The sequence below is a fragment of the Pseudomonas sp. MF6755 genome, assembly GCF_016405635.1.
Taxonomy (GTDB): Bacteria; Pseudomonadota; Gammaproteobacteria; order Pseudomonadales; family Pseudomonadaceae; genus Aquipseudomonas; species Aquipseudomonas haemolytica.
Genome location: NZ_JAEKDA010000003.1, coordinates 278,995 through 294,505, shown reverse-complemented (window position 1 = coordinate 294,505; position 15,511 = coordinate 278,995). Strand labels below are relative to the sequence as shown.

Below are 15,511 nucleotides of genomic sequence, written 5' to 3'. Positions count from 1 at the left end.
TGTTCCCGTGGTGGCCTGACTGCCAGCGACTATCTAAATGATGCGATGCGATCAAAATGTGGGAACGCACCCAACCCTTGCGCCAGAAAAACAAGCTCCCCGGCTGGACAATAAACCCGCCTTAACGCTGGCTCAGCCAGTAATCATGTAACGCTCGCGCAGCCGGTTCGATTTCGCTGACCCGCTGTTGATGGGCGTTTACATCCAGGTCCGCCGGCAACTCGAAGTTGTCCTGCTCGGCGCACCAGGTGATTTTCTCCAGTTGCGCGGCTTGTTCGGCGGGCAACTCAGGCCAGTTGCCGATCGCCACACCCCGTACGTAACCAAAGCACCATTCCTCGGCAAGGGTCAGCGCCTGGCCCTGATGCTCGGTGTCATCGAAGCGAGCCTTGAACGTCCGGGAGTCGGTAGCCAACTGCGCAGCCAGGGTATTCATATGGCGCACGCACAGTTCGAGAAAGCCCTGTGCCTCGTCCATGCTGTCCCATTCCGGGTTCTGCCCACCCCAGATGGCCGGGAACCACTCAGCCACATCCACCTGGGCCGGGCTGGAGACCAGGGCGGTGAAGTAACCGTCGAGCTCTGCCATGTTCAGCACCGAATGGTCATCGCCGTACTTCAACAAGGTGGCATCAATGAATTCGAAATCGGCGGGGGCGAGGGGGTGGGCGTGCATGGGCATATCCTTTAAACGTCGAGCGCCGCGGGTGGGGCGGCTTAAAGCGCGAAGGATGGCGTGTGTGAGGTATTTTATCCAGCCTCTTTTCCAGCACCGTTGACAGTCCCGCTTTTGGCCGATGCGCCGTCGTGCACCCTTGATATAGTCTGGCCTTTCTCAATCGCCAGTCAGGGATCACTGCCATGTCCGAATACCAAGCCTTTGTCGTCGAACTCAGCGGCAACGTTGCCCATGTGCAGATCAATCGCCCGGAAAAGATCAACGCCATGAACGCGGCGTTCTGGACCGAAATCATCGACATCTTCCAATGGATCGAAGACACCGACGCCGTGCGCGCTGTGGTGCTCAGCGGTGCTGGCAAGCACTTTTCTTCGGGCATCGACCTGATGCTGCTGGCCTCGGTGGCCAATGAATTGGGCAAGGACGTGGGGCGCAACGCGCGCCTGCTGCGCCGCAAGATCCTTGAGCTGCAAGCCTCGTTCAATGCCGTGGACAACTGCCGCAAGCCGGTGCTGGCGGCGATCCAGGGCTACTGCATCGGCGGCGCGATAGACCTGATCAGCGCCTGCGACATGCGCTACGCGGCCGAAGGCGCGCAATTCTCGATCAAGGAAATCGACATCGGCATGGCCGCCGACGTCGGTACCCTGCAACGCCTGCCACGCATCATCGGCGACGGCATGCTGCGTGAACTGGCCTACACCGGTCGCCAGTTCGGCGCCGAAGAAGCGCGCAGCATCGGCCTGGTCAACCGTGTGTATGCCGATCAGGAAAGCCTGTTGGCCGGGGTCATGCAGATCGCCGAGGAAATCGCCGCCAAGTCACCGATTGCCGTCACCGGCACCAAAGCCATGATCAGCTACATGCGTGACCATACCGTCAACGATGGCCTGGAATACGTTGCCACCTGGAACTCGGCTATGTTGCAATCCAACGACCTGCGCGTGGCCATCGCGGCCCATATGAGCAAGCAGAAACCCGAATTCGTGGATTGACTGACATGACCCCAGGCTGGATTACCACAACGCTGCTGGACAACGACGCCCCCGGCGGCTGGGCCGTCGCCCGCAGCCGCGAGGGCTTTTTACACGACGCTAACGGCCCGCTATTTCCGCGCGAATGGCTCAAGCGCCAAGACCTGTCGGTATTTGCCGAGCACGGCATCGGCCACCTCGACGGCGAGCCGGTGTACCTGCTGGAACTCGACTCGGCAGCGCAAGTGCAAGGTTGCAGTTGGCAGGGGTTGCGCGGCTTTATGCTGCAAGGTGATCACACCCTGTACAAGGTGCTGGGCTATGCTGCGCAGATCGGTACCTGGGCGCGGGAGCATCGGTTTTGTGGCAGTTGCGGCCAGGCCATGGTCCAGGTGCCGCGGGAACGGGCGATGTATTGCCAGGCCTGTGACCTGCGCAGCTACCCACGGATCTCGCCGAGCATGATCGTGCTGGTGACCCGTGGCGATGAGATCCTGCTGGCGCGCTCGCCACGCTTCGTGGCCGGGGTCTATAGCACCTTGGCCGGTTTTGCCGAACCCGGTGAATCGGCCGAGGACTGCCTGATCCGCGAAGTGCGCGAAGAGGTACAGGTGGAGGTCAGGAACATCCAGTACATGGGCAGCCAATGCTGGCCGTTCCCCCATTCAATGATGCTGGGTTTTCATGCCGAGTACGCCGGTGGCGATATCGTGCCCCAGGCCGATGAGATCGAAGACGCGCAATGGTTCAATATCCATGAGCTGCCGCCGTTGCCGGCCTCACGTTCGATTGCGCGTTACCTGATCGACCTCTACGTGGCCCGCCGCCTAGGCCACGCTGAACCAGTGCTGCCAGGCTAGGCGCACCGTCAGGCCGAGGACCACGGTGATGAACACCGGGCGAATGAATTTGGCGCCGCCGCTGATCGCGCTGCGTGCGCCAAAGAACGCGCCACACATGACCGACACACCCATCGCCAGCCCGACGATCCAATCCACCGAGCCATTGATGATAAACACCGTCAGCGCCGCCGCGTTGCTGACGAAGTTCATGCTGCGCGCTACGCCGCTGGCCTTCACCAGGTCGATCGGGTGCAGCAGCATGGTGCTGACGGTCCAGAACGCACCGGTGCCGGGGCCGGCCACGCCGTCGTAGAAGCCCAGGCCAAAGCCCTGGGTGGCCTGCCATTTCTTCTTGATCGGCGCATCGACATCCACCGGCACCTTTGGCGTGCCGCCGAACAGCAAGTACACCCCGCAGGCAAAGACGATCACCGGTAGCATTTTGTTCAATGCCTCGGCGGGCAGGTAGTGGGCGACCACGGCGCCAGTCAGCGCACCGACCAGGGTGCCGACGATGGCGTGTACCCATTGGCGCGGGTGGAACAACTTGCGGCGGTAAAAGGTGAAGCTGGCGGTGGCCGAGCCGAAGGTGGAGCTGAGCTTGTTGGTGCCCAGTACCAAGTGGGGCGGCATGCCGGCGGTGAGCAGCGCGGGGGTGGTCAGCAAACCGCCACCGCCAGCGATGGCGTCGATAAAACCGGCGATAAAGGCAACGACGGCCAGGATGGCCAGGGTGGTGAGGTCAACACTGAGTTCGAAGGGCATGGGCAGGGCTTATTGTTGGAGGTGCGCTATGCGAGAGGCCGCCATCTTACCTGCCGAATGCACACAGAACCAAATGTGGGAGGGGGCTTGCTCCCGATAGCGGTGGGTCAGTCGGCTTATTTGTCACTGATACACTGCTATCGGGAGCAAGCCCCCTCCCACATTTTCAATCCCGTCTGCTTGGCTATTTGTGGGTGCCGATCCACTCCAGCGCCGTGCGCCAGATGCAAATACCCAGGAAGTACGCTGACATCAGCGACCACAAGCCAAACGTCCATGGATTGGTGTTGGGGTAATCCACCACCATCAGGAAGCTGCACAACAACCAGATCGTGGTGACCGCGATATTGATTGGCATGAAGCGCTTGACCCGGAACGGGTGCAGGAACTTCATTGGCGTCACGGTCAGCAGCGCCAGGCCGATCACGGTCAGCAAGGTCACCCAGGCATCGGGCTGGATGATATACACGCACAGGGCGACGACGTTCCAGGCAGCGGGGAAGCCGACGAAGTAGTTGTCCTTGCTTTTCATGTTCACATTGCAGAAGCAGAACAGCGACGACACCAGAATCACCGACACCGCAAACAGGTGGGTAAATTCCGGCAGGTCGATATAGCGGTAGATAAACAGCGCGGGGATAAACACATAGGTGAGGTAATCGATCACCAGGTCCAGGACCGAGCCGTCAAAACTGGGCAATACCGTGCTGACATTCACCCGGCGCGCCAGGGAACCATCGACGCCATCCACCACCAGCGCCAGGCCCAGCCACAGCAGGCACGCCTTGGGTGAGTTTTCCAGCAACGCCAGGGTGGCCAGGAAGGCCAATACCACACCGGTGGCGGTAAAGCCGTGGGCGCCCCAGGCTTTGAGTCTGGCTACATGCAGGGTCGATATCACGGGCGGTTCTCCAAAAGGTCAAACGGGGCAGCCGACAACGTGGCGTCGTCGAGTCTGGCCAGGGGATGCAGGTATCGACCGGGGACGGGGGAATAAGGTTCACCGCCCGGTGTAACCGTTAGCGTAGCAAGTGCAAGAGGTTTCGGCATCAACCCTGACGGAACACCAGGGCCTTGAGCCCACTCTGCGGATCGATGTCGGGAAATTCCGGCGGGTTTTCCAGGCGCTGCACAAAGCGCAGGCCCGGTGCTTCGCGGGTTACGCCGTCGATCAGGAAGTCTTCGCCGAAGGACGGATCGTTCATGCACGCCAGTACCGTGCCTTGTGTGGTGAGCAAATCCGGCAGACGGCGCAGCACGCGCTGGTAATCCTTGGTCAGCAGGAAACTGCCTTTCTGGAATGACGGCGGGTCGATGATCACCAGGTCGTAGGGGCCGCTATGGGTGACCTTGGCCCAGGACTTGAACAGGTCGTGGCCAAGGAACGTGACTTTGCCCAGGTCATGCCCATTCAGGCGATGATTGTCGCGGCCGCGACTCAGGGCGCCACGGGCCATGTCCAGGTTCACCACATGGTCGGCGCCGCCCTCGATGGCGGCCACCGAGAAGCCACAGGTATAGGCGAACAAGTTGAGCACGCGCTGGCCCTTGGCCTGTTCGCGCACCCAGTTGCGCCCGTAACGCATGTCGAGGAAAAGCCCGCTGTTCTGTTTTTTACCCAGATCGATCAAGTACTGCAGGCCGCCTTCGGTGATGGTCAGCTCGTCGATAGCGTCGCCCACCAGCCATTCGGTGGTGCTTTGCGGCAGGTAACGGTGTTGCAAGGCCACGGTGTGTGCGCCGAAACCGCGCCAGTCGATCTGCTGCAACGTCTGCTTCAAGGCTTCCAGGTGTTCGGTTTCCTTGAACAAGGCCACCAGCACTACGCCTTGCAGCCAGTCCACTGTCAGTTGTTCCAACCCCGGCCAGCTGCGGCCACGGCCGTGGAACAGGCGCCGGGTTTCCACAGGCCGGTCAGCCAGGGCGGTGAGCAAGTGGGCGTGCAGGGTAGCGAGTGCTTCTGGGTTCATCGTTCAGCGTCGGTCAGCGGGCGGGCGGCATTTTAAACACACTTGCGGGGTTTGCGGGTGCGTGAGCACAACGTGCTGGAAAAAACACAATCAGCAGTGATTCATGCTCAAAAAACTGTTTGCTACGCCTTATAACAGGCAAAAAATCCTCTGGCACCGACATAAACTGGAAAAAAAGCCCGGAGGTGTCCATGAACGGTTTCGCCCATGCAGTGAATCACACGGCCCAGGATCAACAAGAGCTGGACGAGTGGCGCGACGCCCTGGCTTCACTGGTGGCCAACGCGGGCCCCGCCCGGGCCCGCCAGATCCTCGACCTGCTGGCCCAGGAAGGCAGCGCGTCGGGTATCGACTGGAAACCGCGCCATGACACGCCGTACATCAACAGCATCAGCGCCCTGCAACAGCCAGCCTTTCCCGGCGACCTCGCGACCGAAGAACGCCTGGCCTCGTTGGTGCGTTGGAACGCCCTGGCCATGGTGGTGCGTGCCAACCAGGCCTATGGCGAGCTCGGCGGCCATATCGCCAGCTACGCCAGTGCCGCAGATTTGTTCGAAGTGGGTTTCAACCATTTTTTCCGCGCGCGTAACGCGCAGTCTGGCGGCGACCTGGTGTTCTACCAACCGCATTCCGCGCCCGGTATTTATGCGCGTGCCTACCTTGAAGGGCGCTTGACGGAACAGGACCTGGCGCACTATCGCCAGGAGATTGGCGGGCCTGAAGACGGCGCACGCGGGTTGTCCAGCTATCCCCACCCATGGTTGATGCCGGACTTCTGGCAGTTCCCCACCGGTTCCATGGGCATCGGCCCCATCAGCTCGATTTTCCAGGCGCGCTTTATGCGCTACTTGCAACACCGCGGCTTACAGGACACCACCGAGCGGCATGTGTGGGGCGTGTTCGGCGACGGCGAGATGGACGAACCGGAAAGCATGTCCGCCTTGACCCTGGCCGCCCGTGAGGGCCTGGACAACCTGACCTGGGTGGTCAACTGCAACCTGCAGCGCCTCGACGGCCCGGTGCGCGGCAATGGTCGCATCATCGACGAACTGGAGGCGCTGTTCGGCGGTGCCGGCTGGAACGTAATCAAGCTGGTGTGGGGCTCAGACTGGGATGCCTTGCTCGCCAAGGACACCGACGGCTCGTTGGTCGAGACCCTGTCGCGCACCGTGGACGGGCAATTCCAGACCTTCGCCGCCAAGGACGGCGCCTATAACCGCAAGCATTTCTTTGGCCAGAGTGAGTCTCTGGCCAAGTTGGTTGAGGGCATGAGCGATGAACAGATCGACCGCCTCAAGCGCGGCGGCCATGACATGGTCAAGATCCACGCGGCCTACCACGCTGCGCGCCGGGTCAAAGGCAAGCCCACGGTGATCCTGGCCCAGACCAAAAAAGGCTTCGGCATGGGCGAAGCCGGGCAGGGCAAGATGACCACCCATCAACAGAAGAAACTCGACCGTGAGGCGTTGATTGCCTTCCGCAATCGCTTCCAGTTGCCGCTGTCGGATGAGCAGACTGAATCCTTGAGTTTCTTCAAGCCAGCGCACGACAGCCTGGAGCTGCGTTACCTGCACCAGCGCCGCAACGCCCTGGGCGGTTATGTACCCAGCCGCAGCCAGGTCGCGGCGCCTGTCAGCGTGCCGCCCATGAGCGGTTACGCCGGTTTCGCCACGGCGGCCGAAGGCAAGGAAATGTCCACCACCATGGCCTTCGTGCGCATGCTCACCAACCTGCTCAAGGACAAACAGCTCGGGCCGCGCATCGTGCCCATCGTTGCCGACGAGGCGCGCACCTTCGGCATGGCCAACTTGTTCAAGCAGATCGGCATCTACTCCAGCGTCGGTCAGCACTATGAGCCGGAAGATATCGGCTCGATCCTCAGTTACCGCGAAGCCACTGACGGGCAGATCCTGGAGGAAGGCATCAGCGAAGCCAGCGCCATCAGCTCCTGGGTGGCCGCCGCCACCAGTTACTCGGTGCATGGCTTGCGTATGCTGCCGTTCTATATCTATTACTCGATGTTCGGTTTCCAGCGCGTGGGCGACCTGATCTGGGCTGCCGCCGACCAGCGCGCCCGCGGCTTCCTGCTCGGTGCCACGGCTGGACGCACCACCCTCGGTGGCGAAGGTTTGCAGCACCAGGACGGCAGCAGCCACCTCACCGCCGCCACCGTGCCCAATTGCCGCGCCTACGACCCGGCGTTTGCCGGTGAGTTTGCAGTGATCCTCGATCACGGCATGCGCCAGATGCTCGAGCATGATGTGGACGAGTTTTACTACGTGACCCTGATGAACGAAAACTACCCGCAACCCAGCCTGCCTGAAGGTGTGGAAGCGGCGATTATCAAGGGCATGTATCGCTTGCAAGGTAAGCCGCACGCCCAGGTGCGCCTGCTCGGTTCCGGCACGCTGGTGCGTGAGGCCCAGGCCGCAGCGCAGTTGCTGATGGACGATTGGCAGGTGACAAGCGAGGTCTACAGCGTCACCAGCTTCAGTGAGCTGGCGCGGGAGGCGAGGGAGGTGGAGCGTTGGAATCGCCTGCATCCGCAGCAGGCTAAGCGCGTCAGTCACCTGGGTGACTGCTTGCCCAAAGGCGCTCCGGTTATCGCGGTGTCCGACTACGTGCGGGCGGTGCCGCAGATGATTGGTTCGTACCTGAATTCGAGCTACACCGTGCTTGGCACCGATGGGTTCGGGCGCAGTGATACACGGGCGGCGTTGCGTGATTTTTTTGAGGTGGATCGGCACCACATTGTACTGGCAGCGTTGACGGCGTTGGTGGAGCAGGGGCGTTTGGCGCCGGCGGTGTGTCAGCAAGCGATTGAGCAATATGGCTTGCAAGTGGAGCGGGAAGCCTCCTGGGTGTCTTGACCTGCGCAAACCCAACTGTGGGAGGGAGCAAGCCCCCTCCCACAGTTGATTGCTGGTGTTGCTTAGAATGTGGCGATCAGGGCTGGCCCGAAGGCATCTTTGAGGAATCCAGGGGCGATATAGCGCTCGTAATGCGCCTCTGAAAGCAGAAAAAACTCTCGATCTATCGCATCGCGCAAATCCGCCAGGTGGCGCTCGCGAAACTCCGGCAGCAATGCCAACCCATACGCATCCAGCCTGGACATCACCCGCGCACCCCGGGCAATCAGCTGATACGCCCAGCAATACGGCGACTGGTGCGGCATAAAGCGAATCTTGCGCGCTTCCAATTGCTGACGCAGGCGCTGCGGGTCGAACACTTCCAGCTTGCTGGTCATCACCTGTACCAGTAACTGCTCCAGGCGCAGCCACACGGCCTGTTTTTCCTCGGCGTTATAGCCATTCCACTGGATCACTTCGTGGTGATAACGCTTGCAGCCCCGACAGACCAGGTCACCGTAGACGGTTGAGCACAGGCCGACGCAGGGAGTCTTGATGGTGTGCGGCATTTTCAAGCCTTTGAAGAAAGTGTAAGCGTGTTTAGTCGGTGTTTCTTTGTCGCCAGCCAGGCAACCATGACCCCAATCCACTGCGAGCGACAACCATGAGAACACCCCTGAAGCCTTGGCTCTATGCCTTGATGTTCACGGCCGTTGCCGGCTGTTCCAGCCAACCCACTGAAAGAGACACCACCATGCAAAAACCCTTGGTATCCCTCGCCGTACTTAAGGCCAAACCCGGCCAGCAACAGGCCCTCAAGGCCGGCTTGTTGAGCCTGATCGAACCGACACGGGCTGAGCCTGGCAACCTGGATTACGTGTTGTTCGAACATCGAGATGAACCCGGCACGTTCTACATGCGCGAGGCATTCAAGGATCAGGCGGCACTCGATACGCATTTTGCCACGCCGTACTTCCGGCGCTTTGCCGCTACGGCGGATGACCTGCTCAGCGAGCCATTGCAGTTGATTTTCCTGGAGCAGGTGTCGAACTGAGGCCGTCCTGTGGCGAGCAGCGCGCTCGCCACATTACGACCGTGTTAGTCCCAGCTCAGCGCGCCGCCGGTCTGGTACTCGATTACACGGGTTTCGAAGAAGTTCTTCTCTTTCTTCAAGTCCATGATCTCACTCATCCACGGGAACGGATTCGTCGTGCCTGGATACTCTTCCTTCAAGCCAATCTGCGACAGACGACGGTTAGCAATGAACTTGAGGTAGTCCTCCATCATCGCCGCGTTCATACCCAACACGCCGCGCGGCATGGTGTCGCGAGCGTATTCAATTTCCAACTGCGTCCCTTGCAGGATCATCTGGGTCGCTTCTTCCTTCATCTCGGCATCCCACAGGTGTGGGTTTTCGATCTTGATCTGGTTGATCACATCGATACCGAAGTTCAGGTGCATCGACTCATCGCGCAGGATGTACTGGAACTGCTCGGCCACGCCGGTCATTTTGTTGCGGCGGCCCATGGACAAAATCTGGGTGAAGCCGCAGTAGAAGAAGATGCCTTCCAATACGCAGTAGTAGGCGACCAGGTTGCGCAGCAGCTCTTTGTCGGTCTCGACGGTGCCGGTTTCGAACTTCGGATCGGAGATCGAACGGGTGTACTTCAGGCCCCAGGCGGCTTTTTTAGCGACCGAAGGAATCTCGTGGTACATGTTGAAGATCTCGCCTTCATCCATGGCCAGGGATTCGATGCAGTACTGATAAGCGTGGGTGTGGATCGCTTCTTCGAACGCCTGGCGCAGGATGTACTGGCGGCACTCCGGGTTGGTGATCAGGCGGTACACGGCCAGGACCAGGTTGTTGGCAACCAGGGAGTCGGCGGTGGAGAAGAAGCCGAGGTTGCGCATGACGATGCGGCGTTCGTCGTCGGTCAGGCCTTCGGGGTTTTTCCACAGGGCGATGTCGGCGGTCATGTTGACCTCTTGCGGCATCCAGTGGTTGGCGCAGCCGTCGAGGTACTTCTGCCAGGCCCAGTCGTACTTGAAAGGCACGAGTTGGTTGAGGTCGGCGCGGCAGTTGATCATGCGTTTTTCATCAACGGCGACGCGGGCGGCGGAGCCTTCCAGCTCAGCGAGGCCTTCGGCGACGTCGAGTTTGTCCAGGGCAGCCTTGGCGCGGATGATCGCGGCGGAGTCGTTGGCAGTGACGGCGCGGGCTTCGATGGCGGCAGCGGCGCCGGCACCGTCGAGGCGGTCCATGTTGGCTTCGCTTGCATGGCCGGCGTTGGCGCCTTTGATCACCGCTGCACCGGTGTCCTCGTTGTCTACTTCATCCCAACTCAGCATTGAAATACTCCCTTCTGGTCTGTTCTGACGGCGTGTAAACCCGTCCAAAATAATGTGCGATCTGCAGGCTACTAGGCATTGAAATACTGCGCATAGTGTGGTCGGTAAATACCGATACTGCACACTATGTAGTGGTCTGTTCTGTTTGTCGGCACACTATATGGTGTGTAACAACGACGGTCAACGCACAAGATATGCGGTCATTGGTCGCTGCCGCGCACCGCTTGGGCTTTCACGCGCACGTTTCGTTTGCCCTTGTCGACATGCTAGCGTTTGGAACTTACCTGACCTCTTGAGGGCTCGACGTTGATCCGACTCACCGACTACATCGCGCACTTTGCCCTATCGCCCTTGGCCCCTTGGGCTGACCTGGCGCCGTGGGCGCTGGTCATCCAGGCGCCGGTCATCGTGCGCCAACTCCTGACCTTACTGCCTGCCGATGATTACGACATCCACGATGACATCGCCATCCATCGCAGCGCCACGGTTGAGTCGGGCGCCGTGCTCAAGGGGCCACTGATCATTGGCGCACACTGCTTTATCGCCAGTGGTTCGCTGCTGCGCGGTGGTTGCTGGGTCGATGAACGCTGCATCATCGGCCCCGGCGCCGAGTTGAAAACCACCTTGATGTTCAGCGGCAGCAAGCTGGCGCACTTCAATTTTGTCGGCGATTCGGTGCTGGGCCACGGTATCAACCTGGAAGCCGGGAGCATTGTCGCCAACTACCGCAATGAGCGGGATGACAAGGAAATACACGTGCGGGTCGATGGGGTGTTGCAGCGTACCGGTTGCGACAAGTTCGGTGCCCTTTTAGGCGACCAGTGCCGGATCGGCGCCAATGCGGTATTGGCGCCGGGGGCGGTACTGATGCCCGCCAGTGTGGTAGCGCGGGGGCAGGTATTTGATGGAGAGAAGCAGTAAAGCTGAGTGCTTCGATATATCAATATCGCATAAATAAAGAGTTATATATTCCTTTTGATTTTTGATGGTTTGGCGCACTTTGAAGGCCTGCGCATTCGTGCGGATTGACCCAACAGCCAAAAGGAAAGCCGACATGACCATTAAAGCGATCAACGTACGCAACCAGTTCAAGGGCGTGATCAAGGAGATTCTGCTGGGGGAAGTGGTGTCGGAAATCGATGTGCAGACCGCGTCGGGCATTGTCACTTCGGTGATTACCACGCGTTCGGTGCGTGACCTGGAGTTGAAGGTGGGCAGTGAAGTGATTGCCTTTGTGAAGTCCACTGAAGTGTCTATCGCCAAGTTGTAAGCGTGAACAACAACAGCGTGCAAGGCGGTCATCTTCAGTCAATTCGATTGAAGATTTCCTTGACTTGATCTTGAGGGAATAGGCCTTTACCGGTGCCCTCGATCAGCTCAAACGTGCCGTCGGGGTTGACTGTGATGCCGAGGGAGCCAGCCAGCGTCACGATGACCCCCGGTCGCTCTCGAAGCAATTCCCTGAGCGGCTGCCGGCCGTGGAACGATTGCCCGATAGTGGTAGCCATGCCTTGCAGGGAGTCGGAACTGACCCCGCCCACCAGGATGACGCGACCGCCTTCGTTCAACGAGGCTTGCAGTTTTTCCAGCAACGCCTGGGTATCGCCGCCGCGCAGGCCCAGCTCCAGATTGCTGCCGGTCAGGTGCATCAGTGTGCGTGACTGGTAGCGGGCACCGTCCCAGTCGGTGAGCACCGCAATGGCCGAGCAATCGGTCAAGCTGCGGGTTGAGAGCACTTCATCGCCAGTGGTCAGGGTGGTGGCTTCGCCCATGGCGACATGCACGGTATTAGCAGGTTTGAGCCGCGGTCGGGGAAGTACCGGGGCCGGCTCGGTCACCTGCTCGGCCGGATAGGGCTGTTTGGGACGATTGATGAGTTTGTCCATCCAGTCGGGATCCAGGGGGCTCATATTGCGATTGAGGCTTTCACGGATTTTCCAGCCAGCCTGGCTCCATTGGGTCATCGTGGCTTTCAACTGGCGCGTGTAATCAGGCGCCGGGCAGGCGATGTCGGCCCATGCATCGACAATCCAGGCGTTAGCCCAGGCGGGCTCGGAGAAGTCCACCGTCGGTTTGACGATTCCCGGCGGGCCGCCGACCACGGTAAAGGCGTGCGCGTCGCTGGCATGCCACTCGGTGGCCCTGGCGCCACTCCTGGTGAGGATATCCCGGGCCAATATGGCCATTTCGCCACAATTGCCCGCACCGGTCTTCATGATCAAATCGCCTGTGTTGGGCGCACGCAGGCTGGTAGTGCGGCGCAACCAGCCCAGCGTCAGCGTCGCCGCATCGGCCCTGGCCAGGTCATTGGCCGAGCGCAACTGATTGCCCGGCCCCAACCCTGTGGCCTTGAACACTTGATTCACCTTGTCTTTGGTTTTTTGCGCATAGAACTGGTTTTGTCGTTTCGCTGGCCAGGAAGGGAAATCGACAGGCGTTTCTAGGGGTGAGACACGATGGGGGCGCAGGGCGATATCCGGTTGCAGGATCGCGTTGGCCTGTTGCAGTTGGTAAATCACTTCGCGCTGTTGGTCGGGACCCAGTCCCTTGCAGAGTCGCTTCAATTCATCAATGTCGTCTGTGCGCCAACCTGCAAGCTTGAGTTGCTTGTAGGCTTTCTTGAGGGTGGGCAGGGCGATGAAGTCGGCCTCCAGGGCCTGCACGCTGTGCTGTGCACTCAGAAACTGGCGGTAACCTTGCGCGAGGCTCAGCTCAAAGGGGCCGCACTTCTTGAAGGTAATGTCCCCCGTCTGCGCCTTGCCCAGTGGCGCGTAGTAGAACTCGGCGGTGTCGGCCTCCACTACCAGGTACTGCTGGCTGCCACTGGTGACGACTACGCCTCTGACTTGGCGTTGATCATCGCTGGCCTTGCTGATGCTGTTGAGCTTTACCACGCGCGTGTCTTTAGCGAGGGCTCCTGCGCTTTCGCCTGCGTAAAAACCGAAGCCTGGGTCGACCATGATCTGGCCGCGCACCTGTGCGTTGTAAGTGATGCGTTCGCCATTGGCGACCGGCAGCAGCTGGGGGCCGGTGTCGCTTTCTACCATTTTGTGCAGGCGCTTCTCGTAGACCACCGTACGTTCGCGTTTAAAGAGCCCGGCTTTGGACGGGAACAACCGCACATGTTCCAGGGCCTGTAGCGGTCTTTCGGATTTGGGCAGGTCTGCAACGAGTTTGATGAAGCATTCGTCGTTGGCGCCGCGCCGTACCCGCCCACCCGTTGCAGGGGCGGGGCAGAAGGCCTCGAAATCCTCGCGTGCCTGGGTGTGTTGCGCCGATTCCAGGTCGGTCAGTTCGTTCGGCTGGGTGTTCAGGTAGCGATAAACCCTGCCGCGATCCACCAGGTCATAGCCATTGGCGCGGGGCAAGGTATAGGCGCTGGGCTTCAAAGGATGATCGATGACCATGTGCTGTTTGCCATCGGCGAAAAGCTCGGTGCGTACGGCAATCTTCGTGGGCCGCTCGACCGCAGGCTCTTTTGCGGTACCACTTGTTGCCGAGAACAGCGTGTTGAGCAAGCCATCCAATGCGGCCGCGGTGCCTTGTTTTCGCTCGGCCTGGGTGTCACCGGAGATCGCCTTCTCGGTGCCCAGCGTGGTTTCTGCCAAGCCGGTGGCGGTGGCGAAGCCGATGGCGATCGGTTCGCCAATCACCGCGAACTTGGCGGCCAGGCCAGCCGCTGCCGTCAGGTCGTTCAGCCAGGTATCGCGAGTGACCTCGCTGTTGGATTTGATCATCACGTCTGCGTCGCTGGCCATGCGTTTGCGCGTGGCGTCACTTATCACGCTGAAGACATCGCCATGAATACGTACATTGGCGCTGTCGATGACGGTGCCTTCGATGCTGTCCCAATAACCGCTGCTCAGGTAACGCAACGCGCTGTCCACGCCGGTGTTCGAGTAATGATCGCCGGTGATGAAGGATTTGAAATCGCTCCAGAACCCGACGTTGTTGTCTTGCCGGTCCCTGAGACAGAAGTGCGACTCCAGCGCTTGTCGAGCAACCCATTGGTCCATCTGGGCCAGAGAGTCGAACGGCAGAAAAGGCGGCTTATGTGCCGGTATGTACAGCACCTGCACACCGTCCCGGCGGTCACGCAAGTGCCGATGGGTGCCGTCATCGGCGGCGGTGAAGCGCAGGATATCGTTTGCGGGAAAACCGTTGATATCAAGCATATGGGTGGTTACCACGCCCTCTACGGGCGCTGACGCCTGCAGTTGTTTCACGGTCAGTGGCTGGTTTTCATCCAGCGGCAGGTTGGCGACGGCCCCCATCACCAGACGATAGTGATCCTGCGTGAAGCGATGCTCGGCCGGCATCTTGAGGCGTTCTGCAGGTGAGGCGCGCTCGTAGGCCTTGAGCTGCTCACGCGCCTGGAACACGAACTCGCCCTTCAACAGGGTGCGGTAGTCATCGCCATGATCGCGCCAAAAGTTTTCCTGCACTTGGGTCATGCGTGCCTGAAAGTCACTTTTCCAGCTTTCATGCATCAGTTGGGAGGGGGTAAGCGGGAACTGGTTATGCGCCCCATAGCCGCCCTTTGTACTGTGCCCGCGTCCCACCCTATACAGGCCAGCCTCCTGGTCAAGCACGCCGGGTAGCCCGTCGTGTTCGTTGAAGTTGCTCAACAGCGCGTCCGGCAGCGCCTGGGAAACCTTCGGTTCCTCACCCAGATGTTCCCAGCCGGTGGCGGTGTCGGCACTTTGGGCTTGCTGGAAGCGATTGAGGAAGACTGTGTCGGCATCTACCTTCAAGCCAGTCAAGGTGAACACGAGCTCTTCGGCCCATTTCTTGGCTTCGTCGCGCACCCTGGGTAGCGCATTGTTCGTGGTCTGCAGCAGTTGCTTGTAGTTGGCTTTCTGGCCGTCTGTCGACGTGGAGTGGCTATGGCGCTGCGGGTTGCGCGGTCGTTGCAGGGGCTCTACCCCATAAGATGGCAACGCGGCAGGGGCATCGCCGGTGATGGGTTTGAAATCCCAGACAATGGGGGCGAGAGGGCGGGGCGGCAGGATCATCGGCGTTCGGCTCCGGCAGGATTTCAATAACACAACGGCTTGCTAAGCCTGGTGTGTGTTGAAAACCT

At 60.2% G+C, this 15,511-nt stretch carries 13 protein-coding genes; 6 read left to right on the top strand and 7 right to left on the bottom strand.

Features of this window, described 5'->3' with window-relative positions:
* Positions 1-121: 121 nt before the first annotated feature.
* Complete coding sequence (locus JFT66_RS05420; RefSeq protein WP_198858924.1) at positions 122-676, bottom strand: UPF0149 family protein; 555 nt, start codon at positions 674-676, stop codon at positions 122-124.
* A 185-nt stretch (positions 677-861) separates the two neighbouring features.
* Between JFT66_RS05420 and JFT66_RS05415 the strand changes: the two genes are divergently transcribed.
* Positions 862-1,674: a crotonase/enoyl-CoA hydratase family protein gene (locus JFT66_RS05415; protein WP_034119430.1), complete on the top strand. Its 813-nt coding sequence runs from the start codon at positions 862-864 to the stop codon at positions 1,672-1,674.
* A gap of 5 nt (positions 1,675-1,679) precedes the next feature.
* Entirely contained in the window at positions 1,680-2,513 is an 834-nt protein-coding gene (nudC, locus tag JFT66_RS05410; protein WP_198858923.1) for an NAD(+) diphosphatase, read from the top strand.
* Here nudC and JFT66_RS05405 read toward each other — a convergent pair.
* The 3 genes from JFT66_RS05405 to JFT66_RS05395 form a co-directional block, all read right to left on the bottom strand.
* Positions 2,481-3,260, bottom strand: a complete 780-nt coding sequence (locus JFT66_RS05405; protein WP_198858922.1) for a TSUP family transporter — start codon at positions 3,258-3,260, stop codon at positions 2,481-2,483. The genes nudC and JFT66_RS05405 overlap by 33 nt on opposite strands.
* A gap of 184 nt (positions 3,261-3,444) precedes the next feature.
* Positions 3,445-4,161 (bottom strand): phosphatidylcholine synthase, encoded by a 717-nt coding sequence (gene pcsA, locus JFT66_RS05400; RefSeq protein WP_034119433.1) that lies wholly within the window; start codon positions 4,159-4,161, stop codon positions 3,445-3,447.
* Positions 4,162-4,309: 148 nt separating this feature from the next.
* A complete protein-coding gene (locus JFT66_RS05395) occupies positions 4,310-5,230 on the bottom strand; it encodes a class I SAM-dependent methyltransferase (RefSeq protein ID WP_198858921.1) in 921 nt (306 codons plus the stop codon).
* Between the two features lie 191 nt (positions 5,231-5,421).
* On the opposite strand from JFT66_RS05395, the gene mdeB reads away from it, so the two are divergent.
* The gene (mdeB, locus tag JFT66_RS05390) at positions 5,422-8,100 is read left to right on the top strand and encodes an alpha-ketoglutarate dehydrogenase (RefSeq protein WP_198858920.1); all 2,679 of its coding nucleotides are present in this window, start codon (positions 5,422-5,424) and stop codon (positions 8,098-8,100) included.
* Positions 8,101-8,162: 62 nt separating this feature from the next.
* On the opposite strand, the gene JFT66_RS05385 is transcribed toward mdeB, so the two are convergent.
* Positions 8,163-8,648, bottom strand: a complete 486-nt coding sequence (locus JFT66_RS05385) for a DUF1289 domain-containing protein (protein WP_034119466.1) — start codon at positions 8,646-8,648, stop codon at positions 8,163-8,165.
* Between the two features lie 185 nt (positions 8,649-8,833).
* On the opposite strand from JFT66_RS05385, the gene JFT66_RS05380 reads away from it, so the two are divergent.
* Positions 8,834-9,133, top strand: a complete 300-nt coding sequence (locus JFT66_RS05380) for a putative quinol monooxygenase (RefSeq protein ID WP_153839937.1) — start codon at positions 8,834-8,836, stop codon at positions 9,131-9,133.
* Positions 9,134-9,177: 44 nt separating this feature from the next.
* On the opposite strand, the gene JFT66_RS05375 is transcribed toward JFT66_RS05380, so the two are convergent.
* Positions 9,178-10,428, bottom strand: a complete 1,251-nt coding sequence (locus JFT66_RS05375; protein WP_198858918.1) for a ribonucleotide-diphosphate reductase subunit beta — start codon at positions 10,426-10,428, stop codon at positions 9,178-9,180.
* A 306-nt stretch (positions 10,429-10,734) separates the two neighbouring features.
* Between JFT66_RS05375 and JFT66_RS05370 the strand changes: the two genes are divergently transcribed.
* Both JFT66_RS05370 and JFT66_RS05365 read left to right on the top strand, forming a co-directional pair.
* On the top strand, positions 10,735-11,349 hold the full coding sequence (locus tag JFT66_RS05370) for an LpxA family transferase (RefSeq protein WP_153839807.1): 615 nt from the start codon (positions 10,735-10,737) through the stop codon (positions 11,347-11,349).
* Between the two features lie 133 nt (positions 11,350-11,482).
* Positions 11,483-11,698 carry a TOBE domain-containing protein gene (locus JFT66_RS05365; RefSeq protein ID WP_003173733.1) on the top strand — a complete coding sequence of 72 codons (216 nt, stop codon included), beginning with the start codon at positions 11,483-11,485 and terminating at the stop codon, positions 11,696-11,698.
* A gap of 34 nt (positions 11,699-11,732) precedes the next feature.
* Here the strand turns inward: JFT66_RS05365 and JFT66_RS05360 are convergent, their stop codons facing one another.
* Positions 11,733-15,443 (bottom strand): dermonecrotic toxin domain-containing protein, encoded by a 3,711-nt coding sequence (locus JFT66_RS05360; RefSeq protein ID WP_198858917.1) that lies wholly within the window; start codon positions 15,441-15,443, stop codon positions 11,733-11,735.
* Between the last annotated feature and the right edge of the window lie 68 nt (positions 15,444-15,511).

What these genes read in the sequence shown, in the direction of transcription:
- mdeB (WP_198858920.1), top strand. Translation starts at nt 5,422, where the DNA reads ATGAACGGTTTCGCCCATGCAGTGAATCACACGGCCCAGGATCAACAA.
- JFT66_RS05420 (WP_198858924.1), bottom strand. Translation starts at nt 676, where the DNA reads ATGCACGCCCACCCCCTCGCCCCCGCCGATTTCGAATTCATTGATGCC.
- JFT66_RS05365 (WP_003173733.1), top strand. Translation starts at nt 11,483, where the DNA reads ATGACCATTAAAGCGATCAACGTACGCAACCAGTTCAAGGGCGTGATC.
- nudC (WP_198858923.1), top strand. Translation starts at nt 1,680, where the DNA reads ATGACCCCAGGCTGGATTACCACAACGCTGCTGGACAACGACGCCCCC.
- JFT66_RS05395 (WP_198858921.1), bottom strand. Translation starts at nt 5,230, where the DNA reads ATGAACCCAGAAGCACTCGCTACCCTGCACGCCCACTTGCTCACCGCC.
- JFT66_RS05405 (WP_198858922.1), bottom strand. Translation starts at nt 3,260, where the DNA reads ATGCCCTTCGAACTCAGTGTTGACCTCACCACCCTGGCCATCCTGGCC.
- JFT66_RS05380 (WP_153839937.1), top strand. Translation starts at nt 8,834, where the DNA reads ATGCAAAAACCCTTGGTATCCCTCGCCGTACTTAAGGCCAAACCCGGC.
- JFT66_RS05415 (WP_034119430.1), top strand. Translation starts at nt 862, where the DNA reads ATGTCCGAATACCAAGCCTTTGTCGTCGAACTCAGCGGCAACGTTGCC.
- JFT66_RS05360 (WP_198858917.1), bottom strand. Translation starts at nt 15,443, where the DNA reads ATGATCCTGCCGCCCCGCCCTCTCGCCCCCATTGTCTGGGATTTCAAA.
- JFT66_RS05375 (WP_198858918.1), bottom strand. Translation starts at nt 10,428, where the DNA reads ATGCTGAGTTGGGATGAAGTAGACAACGAGGACACCGGTGCAGCGGTG.
- JFT66_RS05385 (WP_034119466.1), bottom strand. Translation starts at nt 8,648, where the DNA reads ATGCCGCACACCATCAAGACTCCCTGCGTCGGCCTGTGCTCAACCGTC.